Source organism: Mesorhizobium sp. CA12, assembly GCF_020165255.1.
GTDB lineage: Bacteria > Pseudomonadota > Alphaproteobacteria > Rhizobiales > Rhizobiaceae > Mesorhizobium.
Genome location: NZ_JAIUHT010000003.1, coordinates 123,510 through 139,845 on the forward strand (window position 1 = coordinate 123,510; position 16,336 = coordinate 139,845).

Genomic DNA, 16,336 nt, shown 5'->3' on the forward strand with positions numbered 1-16,336 from the left:
GCTTTGCGTAAAACAAAGAGATAGAGCGGTTCGCCGTTTCCGTGAAACGGTGAACCGCTCTAGCAGGGCGGAAATTGCGCGGCGATAGAAAGAAACGGCGCCGCCAGCCGCGCCGTTTCCTTGAAGGCCTTCCCGCTCAGAAAACGTGGCGGAGGATCACGAACAGCACGAAGGCCAGCGCGATCGAGCAGGGCAGCGTGAGCACCCAGGCCAGCAGCAGGTTGCGCACGGTCGACCACTGCAGGCCGGAGCCGTTGGCTGCCATGGTGCCGGCGACGCCGGACGACAGCACATGCGTCGTCGACACCGGCAGGCCGAAACGGTCGGCCATGCCGATGGTGATCATCGCGACCAGCTCGGCGGCGGCGCCCTGACCATAAGTCAGGTGGCTCTTGCCGATCTTCTCGCCGACGGTGACGACGATGCGCTTCCAGCCGACCATGGTGCCGAGGCCGAGCGCCAGCGCCACGGCGATCTTCACCCACAGTGGGATGAACTTCGTCGCGTTGTCGACCGCCTTGTGATAATCGGTGACCGCCTTGAGATCGGCTTCCTGCATCGGCAGCAGCTTCTTCTTGTCGATCAGCTTCAGCGCTTCGCCGATCAGGTAGATGTCGTTGCGCGCGTTGCTGACAAGGTCGGTCGGCACGTTATCGACCGAGGCGTAAGGCTGCAGCCCGGCGGTGGTGTTGTGGATATAGGTCTGCAGCGCAATCGTGGTCTGATCATTCCAGCTCTTGCTGCGCACGGCCTCCTGCACGGCAGCCTTTGCAGCATTGGCATCGGCGACAGCAACGCCAGGCTTGACGTACTTGCCCAGAGCCTGCTCGACAGACACCGAGGCCGCCTTGTAGGCGTCAAGATAGTTGATGTCGGGCGTGCGGTTGAGCGCGTAAGCCGTCGGCACCACGCCGATCAGGATCAGCATGATCAGTCCCATGCCCTTCTGGCCGTCATTGGAGCCGTGCGCGAAGCTGACGCCGGTGCACGTGAAGATCAGCAGCGCGCGAATCCACCATGGCGGCGGCGCATTGCCCTTCGGCGCTTCATAGAGCGCCGGATTGCGCACCAGGAGCTTCATGGCATAGAGCAGGATGGCGGCGGCGAAGAAGCCGACGATCGGCGAGACCAGCAAGGTGATGCCGACATTGGTCGCCTGCCCCCAGTCGACGCCGCTGGTGGCGCTTCCGGCCGGGGCCATGAACTGGTTGGCGAGGCCGACGCCGATGATCGAGCCGACCATCGTGTGCGAGCTCGAAGCCGGCAGGCCGAGAAACCAGGTGCCGAGGTTCCACAGGATGGCGGCGACCAGAAGGGCGAACACCATGGCGAAGCCGGATGACGAGCCGACCTGCAGGATGAGCTCGACCGGCAGCAGCGACAGGATGCCGAAGGCCACCGCGCCGCTCGAGGTCAGCACCCCGAGGAAATTGAAGACGCCCGACCACATGACGGCGAATTCGGCCGGCAGCGAGCGCGTGTAGATGACGGTGGCGACCGCGTTGGCGGTATCGTGGAAGCCGTTGACGAATTCGAAGCCCAGCGCGATCAGAAGCGCGATGCCAAGCAGGATCCAGGGCACCGTCTTGGCGATGGCCAGATCCTGGCTGAGCGCATAGCCGACATAGACGATGCCGACGAGCACCAGCATGCCGAAAGTCGGCAGGAACCATTTGGCACCGCCCGATTGTTCCAGGGGATGATCCGGTCTCGGGATCCCCGACTCACTCGAAACTACGTCCACCATTGTCCCACTCCTTTTGCATTGCAGCAAAGAACCGGGAAGGACGCTATGTCCCTAGAATGAAGCTGGTGTGACGCTCTTAACCGTTTGGTCACCACCACTACCAAGCCGTTTGGTCACCACCAAACCGTTGGTGACCTATCCGGCTATCTTCAGGAGCGAGGACACCAGAAGCTTGCGCTCGTCTTCTGAGAGCACGTCTGAATCAAACAGATTCATGCTGCGCATCCCTTCGATGGCGAGAAAGCAGACCAGCAGCGAGCCGAGGTCGTCCGTCTCCCCCTTCAGCCTTTCGAACAGCTGGCGCTTGAAGGCCTTGATCGGTGTCAGAAAATCGGGATCCTCCGCAATCGCGGAGAACATCCAGGACGCCGACGGTTTCGGCCGCTCGCAGTCGTCGGCCGACAGCTTGATATAGGCTGAGAGGACGCTCTCGTGGCCGGCCTCGGTGGCGCGTGTTTCCAGCGCCTTCTGGAAGTCGCTGAGATAGCTTTCGACCAGGCCCTGCATCAGCTTGGCCTTGGTTGGGAAATTGTAGAGCAGGCCGCCTTTCGACACTCCGGCGCGGCTGGCGACGGCCTCGAGCGACAGGCTTCCCGGACCAGCCTCGCGCGCCACATCGGCGGCGGCGGCAAGTATCTTTTCGCGTGAGTTCGCCCTAGGTACTCTCATCCCGCTCCCCGTACATTAGCTTAGGCGGAATTGACAAGACCGTCCAGCCGGTACAGTAAAGCGCGCCGATTTGAAATCGGGACTTATCGTCGATATGTGTCCCGGCATCGATTGTTTGCCGGTTGCCGGCTCGAGGGGACTGTCCGTGAAGCGCTTTTTCATCATCGCCGGATTCTTGCTGCTGCTTGCGCTGGTATGCGTCGGCATTGTTGGCTTCAACTTCATGCGCGATGCCGGCATCAAGCAGTATTTCGCCACCATGAAGCCGCCGGCCGCGACGGTCTCGACAGTGATGGTCAAGCCTTCGGTATGGACCCCCGGCATCGAGGCTATCGGCACCGTCAACGCCGTGCGCGGCGTCGATCTCACCCTCGAGACGAGCGGCATCGTTAGGGACATCCTTTTCCACGCCAACCAGAAGGTTGCCGCCGACGCAGTGTTGGTGCAGCTCGACGATGCCGTCGAGAAAGCCGATCTGGTGGCGCAGAAGGCGCAGGCCGCCTCGGACCAGGCGGCGCTGACCCGCGCGATCGAATTGCAGCGGCGCGGCGTTGGCACCGACGCGACGCTTGACGCTGCGCGTGCCGCGGCGGACGCCTCGGCCGCACAGGTCAACAAGTTGCAGGCGGTGCTCGACCAGAAGCAATTATCCGCACCCTTCGGCGGCACGGTCGGTATCCCGAAGATCGACATCGGCCAGTATCTGGCGCCAGGCAATGCGGTGGTGACGATCCAGGACCTGGACACGATGCGGGTCGACTTCACGGTACCCGAACAGCAGCTGCCGCTGCTCAAGATCGGCCAGACCATCAAGCTCGGCACCAATCTCGCCGATATGTCCTTTGCCGGCTCCATTCGCGGCATCGACCCCAAGATCGATCCCGCCAGCCGGCTGGTCTCGATTCGCGGTGAGGTCGCCAATCCGGAAGGCAAGCTGACGCCTGGCCAGTTCGTCCAGATCCGTGTCGAGCTGCCGCAGGAAAACAATGTCATTTCCGTGCCGCAGACGGCGGTGACGACCAGCCTCTATGGCGATTATGTCTTCGTGGTCGAGCCGGCGAAGCCCGCAGCCGCTGCCGCGCCGGCGAAGCCGGATGAGCAGAAGGCCAGCGCCGATAAGGCGGCCGGCGATGCCGCCAAGCCGCAGGCGGACGCCACCAAGCCAGCCGACAACGCCGCAAAGCCGGCGGACGCGAAGCCGGCCGACAAAGCGGCCGGCGACGCCGCCAAGCCGGCCGAGGCCGCGCAGCAGCCTGCGCTCACCATCTCGCAGGTCTTCGTCAAGCTCGGCCGCCGCAACAACGGCATGGTTGAGATCGTCGAGGGCCTCAAGGACGGCGACCAGGTCGTCACGGCCGGCCAGAACCGGCTCTTCAACGGCATGTCGGTTGCCGTCGACAACACCATCGATCCCAGCAAATCGGCGAACAAACAGGTTCAGCAATGAGCTTTTCCGACCTTTTCATCCGCCGGCCCGTGCTGTCGACGGTGCTGGCCTGCCTGATCCTGCTGCTCGGTTTCCAGGGCATCTTCGGCCTGTCGATCCGCCAATATCCTAAGGTTGACGAGACGGCGATCACCATCACCACGGCCTATCCCGGCGCCAGTGCCGACCTGATCCAGGGCTTCATATCGGCCCCGATCGCGCGCGCCGTCGCCTCGACCGAAAACATCGATTACGTCACCTCGTCCAGCCGTCCGTCCTCGAGCACGGTCACGGTACAGATGAAGCTCGGCTCCAATCCGGACGTCGCGCTGGCAGAGGTGCTGTCCAAGGTCCAGGGCGTGCGCGGCACCTTGCCGGACGCCTCCAAGGATCCGGTCATCGTCAAGGGCACCGGCCAGCAGTTCGCGATGATGTACATCTCGATGCAGAACCCGAACATGACGAAGGAGCAGCTCACCGAATATATCGAGCGCGTCATCCGGCCTCGCATCTCGACCGTGGAAGGTGTCGCCGACGTCCAGATCTTCGGCGCCCAGGAATATTCCATGCGCGTCTGGATCGACCCGATCAGGCTTGCCGCCCGCGGCGCCACCGCCGTGGACGTGCTGACCGCGATCAACAACTCGAACTTCCTGTCGGCGCCCGGCAACACCGAGAACGAATATGTGGTCTCCTCGATCACCGTGCATTCGACCCTGCAGACGCCTGAGGCCTTCGCCCAGCTCCCGATACGCTCGACGGATGGCCAGGTGGTGCGCCTGCGCGACGTCGCGCATGTCGAGCTCGGCGCGAAAAACACCGACACCAGGGTGAGCTTCAACGGCAAGCCGGGAACCTTCCTGGCCATCTTCCCGACGCCTGCGGCCAACCCGCTGACGACCGCCGCCGCGGTCACCCGGCTCGTGCCGCAGATCCAGGAGACGCTGCCGAAAGGCATGACGATCGAGGTCGTCTACGACGCCACTGGCCAGATCAGCGCCTCGATCGAGGAAGTGTTCAAGACCATCGGCGAAGCCGTCGCCATCGTCATCGTGGTCATCCTCCTGTTCCTGGGCTCGTTCCGCTCGGTGATGATGCCGATCGTGACGATCCCGCTATCGCTGATCGGCGTCTGCTTCATCCTGTTTGCGGTCGGTTATTCGATCAACCTTCTGTCGCTGCTGGCCATGGTGTTGGCGATCGGCCTTGTCGTCGACGACGCCATCGTGGTGGTGGAGAACATCCACCGCCACATGGAGGAAGACGGCATGTCGCCGATGCAGGCGGCCTTCAACGGCATGCGCGAGATCGCGACGGCCATCGTGGCGATGACCATCACGCTGGCCGCCGTGTTCGCCCCGCTTGCCTTCACCGGCGGCCTGACCGGCGCGCTGTTCCGCGAATTCGCGGTGACACTGGCCGGCTCCGTGGTGTTGTCGGGCGTGATCGCCATGACCATCACGCCGATGATGTCCGCTCGCCTGCTGAAGCCGGGCCAGCACGGCCGCTTCCAGCGGATCGTCGACGGAACCTTCAGCCGCGTCGAGCGCGTCTACGAACGGGCGGTCACCGCTTCGCTCAGGAACCGCCCAGTGACGCTGATCATCGTCGTCGCTCTCGTGGCGCTGACCGGCTTCATGTTCACCAAGACCTCGACGGAGCTGGCGCCGGAAGAAGATCAGGGCTTCCTGCTCTCGATCGTCACCGCGCCGCGCTATGCGACATCGGATTACACCGAGGCCTACGTCAATCAGATGCTTGGCCTTGTGAAGGACATTCCGGAGACCAGGGCGCAATTCTCTGCCGTCGCCTTCGGCGGCGCGACCAACGGTGCCTTCGTCGGCTTCGCCTTCAAGGATTGGGCAGAGCGCAAGCGCAGTTCGAAGGAGCTCCAGGCCGACATTCAGGGCCGCCTCGCCAAGGTCGCCGGCGTCGAAGCCTTCGTCTTCGCGCCGCCGACGCTGCCCGGCTCCGGCGGCGGCCTGCCGATTTCCATGGTGGTGCGCTCCACCGGAGCTCCCTCGGAGGTCTTCGAGCAGGCGGAGAAGATCAAGAGCAAGGCACAGGCTTCCGGCCGCTTCATCGTCGTGCAGAACTCGATGTCTTACGATGCGCCGCAGGTGACCGTGACCATCGATCGCGAGCGCGCAGCAGCATTGAACCTGCCGATCGCCGATATCGGCAATACGCTGACGCTGCTTGTGGGCGGCTCCGAAGTGGCGCAGTTCGACCGCGACTCCAACAGCTACGACATCATCCCGCAGGTGCCGCAGGAATTCCGCGACAATCCCGACAAGCTCGGCGAGTATTTCGTGCGCAGTGTCGACGGCAAGATGGTGCCGCTGTCGGCGGTCGTGAAGATCTCGACCAATGCCTCGCCGGCGGCCATCGAGCAGTTCAACCAGCTGAACTCCTCGACGATCTCGGCCTTGCCTCTGCCTGGCGTGACCACCGGCGACGGACTGAAGGTGCTGGAGGATCTCGCTAAGGAGACCCTGCCCGACACCTTCTTCGTCGACTATTCCGGCCAGTCGCGGCAGGAGAAGGAGCAGGGCAACACCATCCTGATCGCCTTCGCGGCGGCGGTGATCGTCATCTACCTGGTACTGGCGGCCCAGTTCGAGAGCTTCCGCGATCCGCTGATCATCATGATGGCGGTGCCGCTGTCGATCTTCGGCGCGATCGTGCCGCTCAACATCGGCCTGGGGACGCTCAACATCTACACCCAGGTCGGCCTGATCACGCTCATCGGCCTGATCACCAAGCACGGCATTCTGCTGGTGGAATTTGCCAATCAGCAGCGTGAAATCCATGGCATGCGGCGCCGCGACGCCATCATCGCTTCGGCCAAGGTGCGCCTGCGGCCGATCCTGATGACCACGGCGGCCATGGCGCTCGGCGTCGTGCCGCTGATCGTCTCCAGCGGCGCCGGTGCTGCCGCGCGCTATTCGATGGGCCTGGTCATCTTCACCGGCATCCTGGTCGGCACGATGTTCACGCTCTTCGTCGTGCCGATGTTCTACACTTTCATCGCCAGCAAGGACCTGCCGCATCTCGCCGAGAAGCCCGATCCGAAGCTGATGCCGGCGCTGCCGAGCTGAGACGGCAACCGAAGCGAAAAACAAAGAGGCCGGAAAATTCCGGCCTCTTTTTTTGGCGGCTGCCTCACGGCTTCTCGATCGGTGGAAGGCGGCAACCTGCCTGCTACTCTTACCTAGCCGGTTGCTTGGCCAGGGCGTTACTTGACAATGACGATGCTGGTGTTGCCGGGGCCGAAGGCCTCGACCAATTGATAGAAATCGGCCGCCGCATCGGGATGCAGCCGCACGCAGCCATGGGAAGCGGGACGGCCGAGATGGCTGATGGCATAGGTGGCGTGGACGGCATAGCCGCCTCTGAAGAAGACCGAATGCGGCATCGGCGCGTTGTCGTATTTTTTCGAATACCACATCTCGTGCAAGCGGGTCGGCTTGAACGAGCCAGTCGGCGTGATGTGCCCTCTGCTGCCGGTCGAGACCTTCCAGATGTAGGTCGGGCGGCCATCGACCGTGACTTCCATGATCTGCTGCGACAGCGAAACCTTGGCGACGAGCTGGTTGGCGTGGGCGGCATTGCCGGCGCCGAACAGAAGCGCCGCGCCGGTGAGCGCGGCGGCGGTGATATGGATAAGCTTGGCCGAAATGGCGGTGCGCATGACGATCCCTCTGTTTTTTGCCGTTGTGTCCGGCTTCAATTTCGATGGGGCCTTATCGTGCTCGTCCGTTTCAGACCTATTTCGCTTAATACTCGTTTCTGTTTCGAATTCGTTTCTGCAAATTAACAGCGAGGCCGGTTGAGCAGTACCGCGGACCTTTGCGAGAGGTGGCGGTCAGGCGTCGCACAATCGGCTTCGGCCAGAAACGAAAGTTCATTTTATATGTATATGAAAGACTAGGACCCACTTTCGAAACCGATCTGCAACAAAATGCATCTGCGGCGGCATGATTTGGATACAGGCCGGCATCAAATTTGACGCAACGGGAACAGACATCCACAAACGAAAATGGGCAGGAAATCGAAACTCCGCTCCTGGTTTCTCAGGATCAGCGTCGCGGCGATCGTGCTCGGCGGCGCCGGCTCGGTAGCCGGCAAGCCGGCGACGACGCTGGCGGCGATGACTTCCGGCGAGGTTTCGACGCTGCACATGGCTCTGTTCATCGCCACGGTCTGGATTTTGTCCAGCCTGCGCGTCCACCGGCTGAAGGCCTTCTGGCGGGTCGGCCTCCGGTTGATGAGGACGCGCGGCCCCTCCGGCTACTTGCTGCCGAGAGGACCGAAGGCCCGCGCCGCAGCGGGGGGCTCCGTCAGCGGCGCGGGCGCTTCGGGAGTTTCCTGAAGCCCGATTTCGAGATCGAGGATTTGAAGAGATGAAGACGAAACTTGCCGCCTCGGTGCTTTCAGCGCTGCTTTACGCGCAAGGTTTGCTGGGCTTTGCCGCTCTTGCGACGGTGTTGCTAAAGGAGCGCGCCCAGGCCGAGATAACCGTCAGCGCGAACGTTCCAACTGGACCCTCGGTCATCGTCGTGCGCTGAACGCCAGGCGTTGTCGGACCCAAAATGACCACCGCTTTGGGGAAGCCGATGCTCAAAAGCCTCGCTGATCAAAGCTTACTCTTTGCGTGGAACCGGCGGATCGAAACGATAGCCGGCGCCCCTGATGGTGGTGATGGTTTCGGTGTCAAGCTTGCGGCGCAGCCGCACGATGCGCGAATCGATCGATCGGTCGAAAGCGTCGGCATTCTCCGCCGGCGCCGCGGCAATGATATCGTCGCGCGTCAGCACCTTGCGCGGGCTGGCCAGGAACAGCTTGAGCAGCGCCACCTGGCCCGGGGAAAGCTGCTCCTCCGCGCCCGAGCGATGCATCACCATGGCCGACCGCAGGTCGACGGTGGCGTTTTCCAGCACGATCAGCTCGCCGCCGGCCCTGCCGCGTCTCATCAGCAGGCCGCCGATGCGCGCGGCAAGCTCGCGCACGTTGAGCGGGCTTTCGATGACGTCGGCGGCACCCAACTCGAGCGCCAGCACCTTGTCGACGAGGTCGCGCGGCCGGCAGATCAGGATGAAGTCGGGACCGCCCTCGCCACCCCCGCCCTGGCTGCTGTAACGCCTGAGCAGTTCGCGGCCCTCGGCCTGGGTGACGTCGTCGCCGACGACTACGACATCGATGCCGCCGGCCGAAAGCAGCGTCTCCGCCTCCCAGGGCTGGCGCGCCTGGCGCACATCGTGCCCGCGCCGTTCGAGATGGTCGGCAAGATTTTTGGCCACCACCTCGGCGACGGACACAAGCGCAATGACGGATCGTGCGGCCATTTTCTTCACCCCGCCACAGACAACTCGAGATGAGTGCTGGACATCATGTTTATACCCAATCTACTTTCTGCTGAAAGCGGGAGCGAGCTCGTCGTGAAGGCACGCATCATCGTCGTCGAGGACGAACCGGATCTGAGGGAGGCTGTGGCCGAATATCTCGGCGCCAGCGGCTATGACGTCGTCACGGCCGAGAATGCTGCCGCCGCGCGCGCGCTGTTTGAGGCGCAGTCCTTCCACCTCGCCATCCTCGACATCGCCATGCCCGGCGAGGACGGGCTGTCGCTCGGCCGCTGGCTGCGCTCGAAAACGCAGATCGGCGTCATCTACGCCACGGCCGCCGGCACGGCGCTCGACCGCATCGTCGGGCTGGAGCTCGGCGCCGACGATTATATCGTTAAGCCGTACGAATTGCGCGAGGTGCTGGCGCGGGTGCGCAGCGTGCTGCGCCGCGTGCCGCAGCCGGCCGAGCCGCAGCCGGCGAAGGCCGAAACCGCAAATCGCCGTTTCGTGAATTTCGGCGGCTTCCAGGCCGATTTCGACGGCCGTCTGGTCATCGGCGCCAATGGCGCGGTGATCGAGATGGCCAAAAGCGAGTTCGACGTGCTCGAGGTTTTTCTCACCCGCGCCAACCGGCTTCTGACGCGAGCGGCGATTTCGGAAGCGATCGGCTTCGTCGAGGATCCGGAATCCTCGCGCGCGGTCGACATCCGCATCATGCGGTTGCGAAAGAAGATCGAGGCCGACCCCGCCAATCCGAAATTCCTGCGCACGGTGCGCGGCGAAGGCTATATCTTCTCGCTGCCGAGCGGCGACGCCAACTAGAGCATTCCGGGAATGGCATGAAACGGCTAGGCTCGGCGCCTTGGCCGTAGCCTTCCGTCCGGAATTGCGTCAAAACAAAGCGGTAGAGCGGTTCGCCGTTTCCGTGGAACGGAGGGACGCTCTGAACGACCGACGTCCGGGCCTTGGATGACCATGACTGCTGATGCAGCACGCACCGATACGAATGGCTCGCGTCCGGGCGGCGCCGCCATGGCGGCTGTCCATGTCGTGCGCCGCCTGCGCGAGGCAGGCGACTGGCAGCGCGAGATGGACGACATATTGGCGACGATGTGCCGCAAGATGGATTGCCAGCGCGGCATCCTTTTCCGCCTGCGTGAATTGCCGGGCGAAGGCTTCGCCCAGTCCGTCGCCGCTTATTGGATCGACCCTGACTTCGGCGGCGAGCTGGCCTCGCCCACGGTGATCATGCAGTCGATCATCAACTCGGACTCGCTGCTGGAGCAGTTGCAGGAGGACGAGCGGCAAGGCAAGATTTTCTCCGGCCACACGCGCGACCTCGAGGGTTTCCTGCGGGCCGATTTCGAGAAGCAGAACATCAAGTCGTTCCTGTCCGTCTCAGTGTTCGCGCATGGCCACCTTTGGGGCACGCTGGCCATCAATGACTGCATCGCTGAGCGCGAATGGACGGATGAGGAAGAGGCGACGCTGCACATCATCGCTTTGGCGATCGGCGACGCCATCGAGCGCTCGCCATCGGAAGCGCATGCCAGTGAAGTGATCCGCCGCACCATGCTGCAGGCCTCACTGGACGCCATCATCGTCATCGACGAGACGGGTTCGATCATCGAATTCAATCCGGCCGCCGAGAAGATGTTCGGCTTCCAGCGCAGCGCAATCCTTGGCAAGGACCTGCTCGATACCATCGTTCCGCTATACTACCGCAAAGGCTATGCCTCTGGCGCCGAATACATGGCTGGCCGCGGCGCGCCGATGGTCGGCCAGCGGCTGGAGACCGTCACGCAGAACGCTGCCGGCGAGATTTTCCCGATCGAGCTGACGGCGACCGAGATGCGGGTTGCCGACCGCCGCCTGATCTTCGGCTCGATCCGCGACTTGCGCGAAAAGCTGCAGGCCGAGGAAGAGATCAATCGTCAGCGCGAGAAGCTGCACCAGAACGAAAAGATGGCGGCGATGGGCTCGCTGCTTGCCGGCGTCTCACATGAGCTCAACAATCCGCTGGCGGTGGTGGTGGCGCAGTCGACGCTGCTGCATGAATTCGCCGGCGACCCGCAAACCAAGGTGCGGGCCGAGAAGGTGCGCGCCGCCGCCGAGCGATGCGGCCGCATCGTCAAGAGCTTCCTGTCGATGGTGCGGCTGCATCCGACCGAGCAGGCCGAGACGGATCTCAACCAGGTGATGCGCTCGGCGCTCGAAGTCACCGCCTATGGGGCGCGCTCCAGCGGCATTATCATCGACACCGACTTTGCCAACGGGCCGCTGCTTGCCATGGCCGATGCCGACCATATCACCCAAGTGGCGGCCAACTTCCTCATCAACAGCCAGCATGCGCTTGCCGGCATCGCCGGCGAGCGGCGCATCAAGGTGCGGACGTTCCGCAACGAGCACGGCAATCCGGGCTTCTCCGTCGAGGACAACGGCCCGGGCATCCCCGCGGCGATCCGCTCGCGCATCTTCGAATCTTATTTCACCACCAAGCCGGTCGGCGTCGGCACCGGCATCGGCCTGTCGATCTCGAAATCGATCGTCGAGCGCCACAAAGGCAACATCTGGTTCGAGGAGGTCGAGCCGCAAGGTGCGCGCTTCGTCGTGCAGTTGCCGGCGATCGCGGGCGGCAGCGCCGCGCCCGGCGAAAGTCCGGCGCGTTCGAGCGGGCTGCGCCACGCGCTGGTGATCGACGACGAGCCGGACGTCGCCGGCTCGTTGTCCGACATACTCGAACTGATGGGCGTGAAGTCGCGCGTCGTGGCAAGCTGGACATCGGCGGCGGACGTGTTGAACGGCTACATGCCGCCGGACATCGTTTTTTCCGATCTGCGCATGCCGGGCATCAGCGGCATTGCGATCTACCGCGAACTGCTTGCTCAGCGGCCCGCGCTGGCGCAGCGCTTCGTGCTGGTCACCGGCGATCTGATCGGCGCTAAGGCGGAAATCGAAGCGCTGCCGCCGCAGCAGCGCCCGCACATCCTGGAAAAGCCATTCTCGACGCTCGACGTCCGCGGCATCCTCTCGACCATTGCCGACGAAGCCGCCGCCGACAACGGCGCCCATATCTGAGCAGGTTAGCCTGGGACCACCAGGTAGGCGGAATCTAAACCTAAACTCGCCGTCGCCGGCTTCGTCGAGATTCAGGTCAGGCTGAGTCGAAATGGTGACTTCCGAGAACCGGAGTGGAGCGTACTTCAGTACGTGAGCACCGGAAGCGCAGGAAGCTGCCCTTCGCAGGTCGGCCTCACCTGAATATCGACAGGCCCCAAAAAAGAGGCTCCCGACCGATTTCCACGGCGGGAGCCTGACTGGAGCGCAGGAGGGCGCGCTCAGGGGAGGTCTTAAAAAACGTTCGGCGTGTTGGTGAGCGGCGCGGCGTTGGCGATCATGCGCACCGCGCGCTCCCTGTGCTGGCCGGATTGCTCGGCGATGGCGCGCAGGCACTCAAGGCTCTCGGCGCCCCAGTTCTGACCCTTGCAGGCAAAGTCGATTGTGGATTCCGGCAGGCGGGCGGTCTTGAGCGTGGTCTGCGCGCCCTCGACGACATTGGCCGGCGGATTGATCGAGGCGAAAGCCGGCCCTGAGGCAGGCGCGGCCAGCATGGCGACAAAGGCGCAGGCGCCGATCAGCATGAACATCGCCATCGGATGGTCGCTGGCGCGCTGCCGCAGCGCAAGCTTCGGCCGGCGGTCATTGCGTTCCGGGCCACTCAGGCGGCGATTGGCATCGGTGGTGCGAACTTTCGCAAACATCGGTTGCTCCCTTCGTTGTCTTTCTTTTTTGCTATGAAACGAACATAATCGCACCAGGTAACTGCCGGATGGTCGGCGATGATTGCCTGTGTAACAGGATTTGAAACAGACCCCGAACGCGCCAGCCTTCCCAATCCGAGGCAACCATTCGAGCGGCCATCGAAATGGTCAGCTCAAATATGCGCCCGCCGTGCCGGCCCAACTGTAAACAGCCTCACACAGCAACGCCTGAATCGAGCGCTCCGCCACTGTCTACGCACGCCCGTGACCGTCGAAACAGGCCTTCTCCGAGACGGGTATCCGCCTTCTGAATTACCCTTCCGCTTCCTCAATTAAGACCCGGATTTTCCGGGATTTTTCCAGCCCGGGCGGGGCCGGATTTGCCGCCATGGAATTTTCATATTTACGCAAGCCATTGCATTTCAATGCAAAATATGCTTATATTGAATGAGTATTCAACAAAAAAGCAGAATATATCCATGAACCCGCACCTTCGTGACGTGGCGATCCCCAACGATTGGGACCGGCGGGGTTTGCCGGGGTGGAGCTACCATTCCAACGCCCTTCTCGAGCTCGAGAAGGAGTACGTCTTCCGCAACCACTGGCAGATCGCCGGCCACGTTTCCGACGTGCCGAATCCGGGCGACTATCTGACCATGGATGTCATCGGCGAGCGCGCCCTGATCGTGCGCGGCAAGGACGGCATCGTGCGCGCCTTCAACAACATGTGCCGCCACCGCGGCAGCCGCGTCGTCGCCGACAGCCAGGGCACCTGCAAGAACGCGCTGGTGTGCCCGTTCCATGGCTGGGTCTACAATCTCGACGGCACGCTGCGCGGCGCTGCCCGTCCGGGCTCGCTCCCCGAGCTCGACAAGACCGAGTTCGGCCTGATGCCGCTCGACCTCGAAATCTGGATGGGCTTTATTTTCATCCGCTTCCGCAAGGGCGGCCCGCAGCCTTCGGTGGCCGAGCTGCTGAAGCCGATCGAGGCCGAGATGGCGCATTACAATGTCGCCGACATGGTCCCGTCCTGGGGCATCTGGACTCAGAAATCGCCGGTCAACTGGAAGTCGGTGCGCGACGTCGACAATGAAGGCTACCACGTCGCCATGGCGCATCCCGCGTTGCAGGACCTCTATGGCGCGACCTATTTTGACGAGCCCTTCATCAACGGCGTGTCGCGGTCCCTCGCCACCTACAATCCGCATGCCGGGCGGCGCTGGAGCGTTCGCGAGTACATCAAGCTCGCGCCCGAGGCCACGCATCTGCCGGAACATCTGCGCAAGGCCTGGATCTATTACGGCATCTTTCCCAACAACGCGCTGTCGATCATGCCGGAATCCGTCCAGTTCTATCAGGAGTTCCCGCTGTCGACCGGCGAGACGCTGCTGCGCGGCGCCATCTACCGCTACAAGGACGAGACGCGCGAACAGGCGGCGGCACGCTACCTCGCCTATCGCATCGACCGCGACACCATGAACGAAGACGTGCAGCTCTCGGTGTGGTCGAACGAATCCATGCTGTCGGAAGCCTTCGAGGGCTTTTACCTCTCCGACCTCGAATACGGCGTGCGCACCCACCACGACCACCTACGCAGGCAGATCCCGGTTCTGAACCTGGAGACGGCACCCGAGGAAAAGGACATGTGGGGATTGAACGACGCGCTGAGGTCGAGGGGATGAGCTCTCACCTTCTCCCCGTTCGACGGGGAGAAGGAAAAGGGCCGTCACCCCCGCCAGACCCCTTCCTTCCTTAAATCATCCATGGTGCGTGAAATACCTTCGCGCAGGATCGCCACCATGTCGTCGACCTGCTCGCGGCTGATGATCAGCGGCGGCGACATCACGCACATGTTGATCAGCGGCCGCACCAGAAGGCCGAGCTCGTGGCAATGCGCATCGATGCGTTTGCCCACATTCTTGTCGAGCTGCAGCGGATCCTTGCTGTCGCGGTCGGCGACGCATTCGACGCAAGCCATCAGCCCGATGCCACGCACCTCGCCGACCAGCGGCAACTCTTCCAGCGTCTTCAGTCGCGCCTGGAAATAGGCCGCGATCTCGCGCGTGTGGGCGAGCACGCCCTCTTCCAGAAGATCGAGATTCTTCAGCGCGACGGCGCAGCCGATCGGATGGCTGGTGTAGGTGAGCCCATGGCCGAACAGCGCATCGGGATGGTTGGAGCGGCGCAGCTCTTCGAGCAGGCGCTCGGAGATGATGACGCCGCCGAGCGGGAAATAGCCCGATGTGACGCCCTTGGCGAAGGTGATCATGTCCGGATCGATGCCGAACACGTCGCCTGAGGCAAAGACATGGCCGAGCCGTCCGAAGCCGGTCACCACCTCGTCCGAGACATAGAGGATGTCGTTCTCGCGGCAGATCTCGCGGATACGCTTCAGGTACCCGTCCGGCGGCACGATGACGCCTCCGGAAGCCTGCACCGGTTCGCCGACAAAGGCGCCGATGCGCTCCGCGCCGACGCGCGCGACGGTGTCGCGGAACTGGTCGACCAGGAAATCGGTGAAGGCGGCGATACTCATCTCCTTCGGCCGCCGGAAGGGGTCGGGCGAGGACAATTTGACCACCAGATCGTCGGCGCCGTCCATCCAGTCGCGGTCACGCGGCCGGCCGTTGAGCGAGGCCGACAGATAGGTCGAGCCGTGATAGGCGGCGCCACGGCTGAGGATCAGCTTCTTCTCCGGCCGTCCGCGCACATTGTTGTAGAACTGCATGAAGCGCAGCGCGGTCTCCACCGCCGAAGAGCCGCCGGTGGTGAAGAAGGTGTGGCTGAGGTCGCCGGGCGCTGCGTCCGCGATGCGCCGGGCAAGTTCGGCCGACGGCGCGTTCATCGTATACCAAGGCGTGTTGTAGGAGAGCGCCATCGCCTGGTCGTACATGACCTTGGCCAACTCCTCGCGGCGATGGCCGACATTGATGCACCACATGCCGGCCGGGCCGTCGATGAGGCGCTTGCCGGAAGCGTCGGTGATGTAGATGCCGTCACCCTCGCCGATCAGCGCGCGCGCCTCGTTGCCGACCGAGCCGGCATAGGGCCAGGGCTGCAAGAGATGGCGCTTGGCGAGCTCGACCGCGTCGTCATCACCGGCATCGATGAGTTCGCTTGCCTTGATCTTGCTTTGAGCCGCCATTTTCGCCTCGCATTGCCAGGGGTTTTTGAATTTCCACCGGATATCAAATTGCGCGGATAACCATGGAAATTCAGCTTTTCATCACGTCATTTTGAATATCCGTTCAATCAATATCTCAGAAATAGCGCTTGATTTCAATCGGCGGATGCGCTCATGATGAAAGAAAGCCGGCAAGCCAGGGAGCGATCGCGCTCCAAGCATAATTCGGGAACAGGCAGCCGGCGCCACGAATGGGAAGGC

13 protein-coding genes are annotated in these 16,336 nt (G+C 63.0%); 7 read left to right on the plus strand and 6 right to left on the minus strand.

Features of this window, described 5'->3' with window-relative positions; genetic code table 11:
* Positions 1–136: 136 nt before the first annotated feature.
* Positions 137–1,747, minus strand: coding sequence for an inorganic phosphate transporter (locus LB520_RS07070; RefSeq protein WP_224636973.1), 1,611 nt, complete (start codon positions 1,745–1,747; stop codon positions 137–139).
* 135 nt (positions 1,748–1,882) lie between these two features.
* Positions 1,883–2,416: a TetR/AcrR family transcriptional regulator gene (locus tag LB520_RS07075; protein WP_224602348.1), complete on the minus strand. Its 534-nt coding sequence runs from the start codon at positions 2,414–2,416 to the stop codon at positions 1,883–1,885.
* 94 nt (positions 2,417–2,510) lie between these two features.
* Between LB520_RS07075 and LB520_RS07080 the strand changes: the two genes are divergently transcribed.
* Positions 2,511–3,863, plus strand: coding sequence for an efflux RND transporter periplasmic adaptor subunit (locus LB520_RS07080; protein WP_411969867.1), 1,353 nt, complete (start codon positions 2,511–2,513; stop codon positions 3,861–3,863).
* Positions 3,860–6,943: an efflux RND transporter permease subunit gene (locus LB520_RS07085; protein ID WP_224636975.1), complete on the plus strand. Its 3,084-nt coding sequence runs from the start codon at positions 3,860–3,862 to the stop codon at positions 6,941–6,943. The genes LB520_RS07080 and LB520_RS07085 overlap by 4 nt, the downstream gene beginning before the upstream one ends.
* 137 nt (positions 6,944–7,080) lie before the next feature.
* On the opposite strand, the gene LB520_RS07090 is transcribed toward LB520_RS07085, so the two are convergent.
* Complete coding sequence (locus LB520_RS07090) at positions 7,081–7,536, minus strand: L,D-transpeptidase (protein ID WP_224636976.1); 456 nt, start codon at positions 7,534–7,536, stop codon at positions 7,081–7,083.
* 348 nt (positions 7,537–7,884) lie between these two features.
* On the opposite strand from LB520_RS07090, the gene LB520_RS07095 reads away from it, so the two are divergent.
* Positions 7,885–8,217: a hypothetical protein gene (locus tag LB520_RS07095; RefSeq protein ID WP_140842958.1), complete on the plus strand. Its 333-nt coding sequence runs from the start codon at positions 7,885–7,887 to the stop codon at positions 8,215–8,217.
* Positions 8,218–8,248: 31 nt separating this feature from the next.
* Positions 8,249–8,413, plus strand: coding sequence for a hypothetical protein (locus LB520_RS07100; RefSeq protein WP_095767405.1), 165 nt, complete (start codon positions 8,249–8,251; stop codon positions 8,411–8,413).
* A gap of 75 nt (positions 8,414–8,488) precedes the next feature.
* Here the strand turns inward: LB520_RS07100 and LB520_RS07105 are convergent, their stop codons facing one another.
* Entirely contained in the window at positions 8,489–9,190 is a 702-nt protein-coding gene (locus tag LB520_RS07105; RefSeq protein ID WP_224636977.1) for a response regulator transcription factor, read from the minus strand.
* Between the two features lie 93 nt (positions 9,191–9,283).
* Here LB520_RS07105 and LB520_RS07110 point away from each other — a divergent pair, with 93 nt between their 5' ends.
* Together LB520_RS07110 and LB520_RS07115 are read left to right on the plus strand one after the other, a co-directional pair.
* Positions 9,284–10,012 (plus strand): response regulator, encoded by a 729-nt coding sequence (locus tag LB520_RS07110; protein WP_224545631.1) that lies wholly within the window; start codon positions 9,284–9,286, stop codon positions 10,010–10,012.
* 153 nt (positions 10,013–10,165) lie between these two features.
* Positions 10,166–12,268, plus strand: coding sequence for an ATP-binding protein (locus tag LB520_RS07115; RefSeq protein ID WP_224636978.1), 2,103 nt, complete (start codon positions 10,166–10,168; stop codon positions 12,266–12,268).
* Between the two features lie 272 nt (positions 12,269–12,540).
* Here the strand turns inward: LB520_RS07115 and LB520_RS07120 are convergent, their stop codons facing one another.
* Positions 12,541–12,951: a hypothetical protein gene (locus LB520_RS07120; protein WP_224633360.1), complete on the minus strand. Its 411-nt coding sequence runs from the start codon at positions 12,949–12,951 to the stop codon at positions 12,541–12,543.
* A 479-nt stretch (positions 12,952–13,430) separates the two neighbouring features.
* Here LB520_RS07120 and LB520_RS07125 point away from each other — a divergent pair, with 479 nt between their 5' ends.
* The gene (locus tag LB520_RS07125; RefSeq protein WP_224636979.1) at positions 13,431–14,633 is read left to right on the plus strand and encodes an aromatic ring-hydroxylating oxygenase subunit alpha; all 1,203 of its coding nucleotides are present in this window, start codon (positions 13,431–13,433) and stop codon (positions 14,631–14,633) included.
* Positions 14,634–14,677: 44 nt separating this feature from the next.
* On the opposite strand, the gene LB520_RS07130 is transcribed toward LB520_RS07125, so the two are convergent.
* Positions 14,678–16,096, minus strand: coding sequence for an aminotransferase (locus LB520_RS07130; RefSeq protein ID WP_224636980.1), 1,419 nt, complete (start codon positions 16,094–16,096; stop codon positions 14,678–14,680).
* Between the last annotated feature and the right edge of the window lie 240 nt (positions 16,097–16,336).

Excerpts from the sequence above, each read along its gene's own strand:
- LB520_RS07090 (WP_224636976.1), bottom strand. The coding sequence starts at position 7,536 with ATGCGCACCGCCATTTCGGCCAAGCTTATCCATATCACCGCCGCCGCG.
- LB520_RS07085 (WP_224636975.1), top strand. The coding sequence starts at position 3,860 with ATGAGCTTTTCCGACCTTTTCATCCGCCGGCCCGTGCTGTCGACGGTG.
- LB520_RS07125 (WP_224636979.1), top strand. The coding sequence starts at position 13,431 with ATGAACCCGCACCTTCGTGACGTGGCGATCCCCAACGATTGGGACCGG.
- LB520_RS07070 (WP_224636973.1), bottom strand. The coding sequence starts at position 1,747 with ATGGTGGACGTAGTTTCGAGTGAGTCGGGGATCCCGAGACCGGATCAT.
- LB520_RS07120 (WP_224633360.1), bottom strand. The coding sequence starts at position 12,951 with ATGTTTGCGAAAGTTCGCACCACCGATGCCAATCGCCGCCTGAGTGGC.
- LB520_RS07080 (WP_411969867.1), top strand. The coding sequence starts at position 2,511 with ATGTGTCCCGGCATCGATTGTTTGCCGGTTGCCGGCTCGAGGGGACTG.
- LB520_RS07100 (WP_095767405.1), top strand. The coding sequence starts at position 8,249 with ATGAAGACGAAACTTGCCGCCTCGGTGCTTTCAGCGCTGCTTTACGCG.
- LB520_RS07105 (WP_224636977.1), bottom strand. The coding sequence starts at position 9,190 with ATGGCCGCACGATCCGTCATTGCGCTTGTGTCCGTCGCCGAGGTGGTG.
- LB520_RS07130 (WP_224636980.1), bottom strand. The coding sequence starts at position 16,096 with ATGGCGGCTCAAAGCAAGATCAAGGCAAGCGAACTCATCGATGCCGGT.
- LB520_RS07075 (WP_224602348.1), bottom strand. The coding sequence starts at position 2,416 with ATGAGAGTACCTAGGGCGAACTCACGCGAAAAGATACTTGCCGCCGCC.
- LB520_RS07115 (WP_224636978.1), top strand. The coding sequence starts at position 10,166 with ATGACTGCTGATGCAGCACGCACCGATACGAATGGCTCGCGTCCGGGC.
- LB520_RS07095 (WP_140842958.1), top strand. The coding sequence starts at position 7,885 with ATGGGCAGGAAATCGAAACTCCGCTCCTGGTTTCTCAGGATCAGCGTC.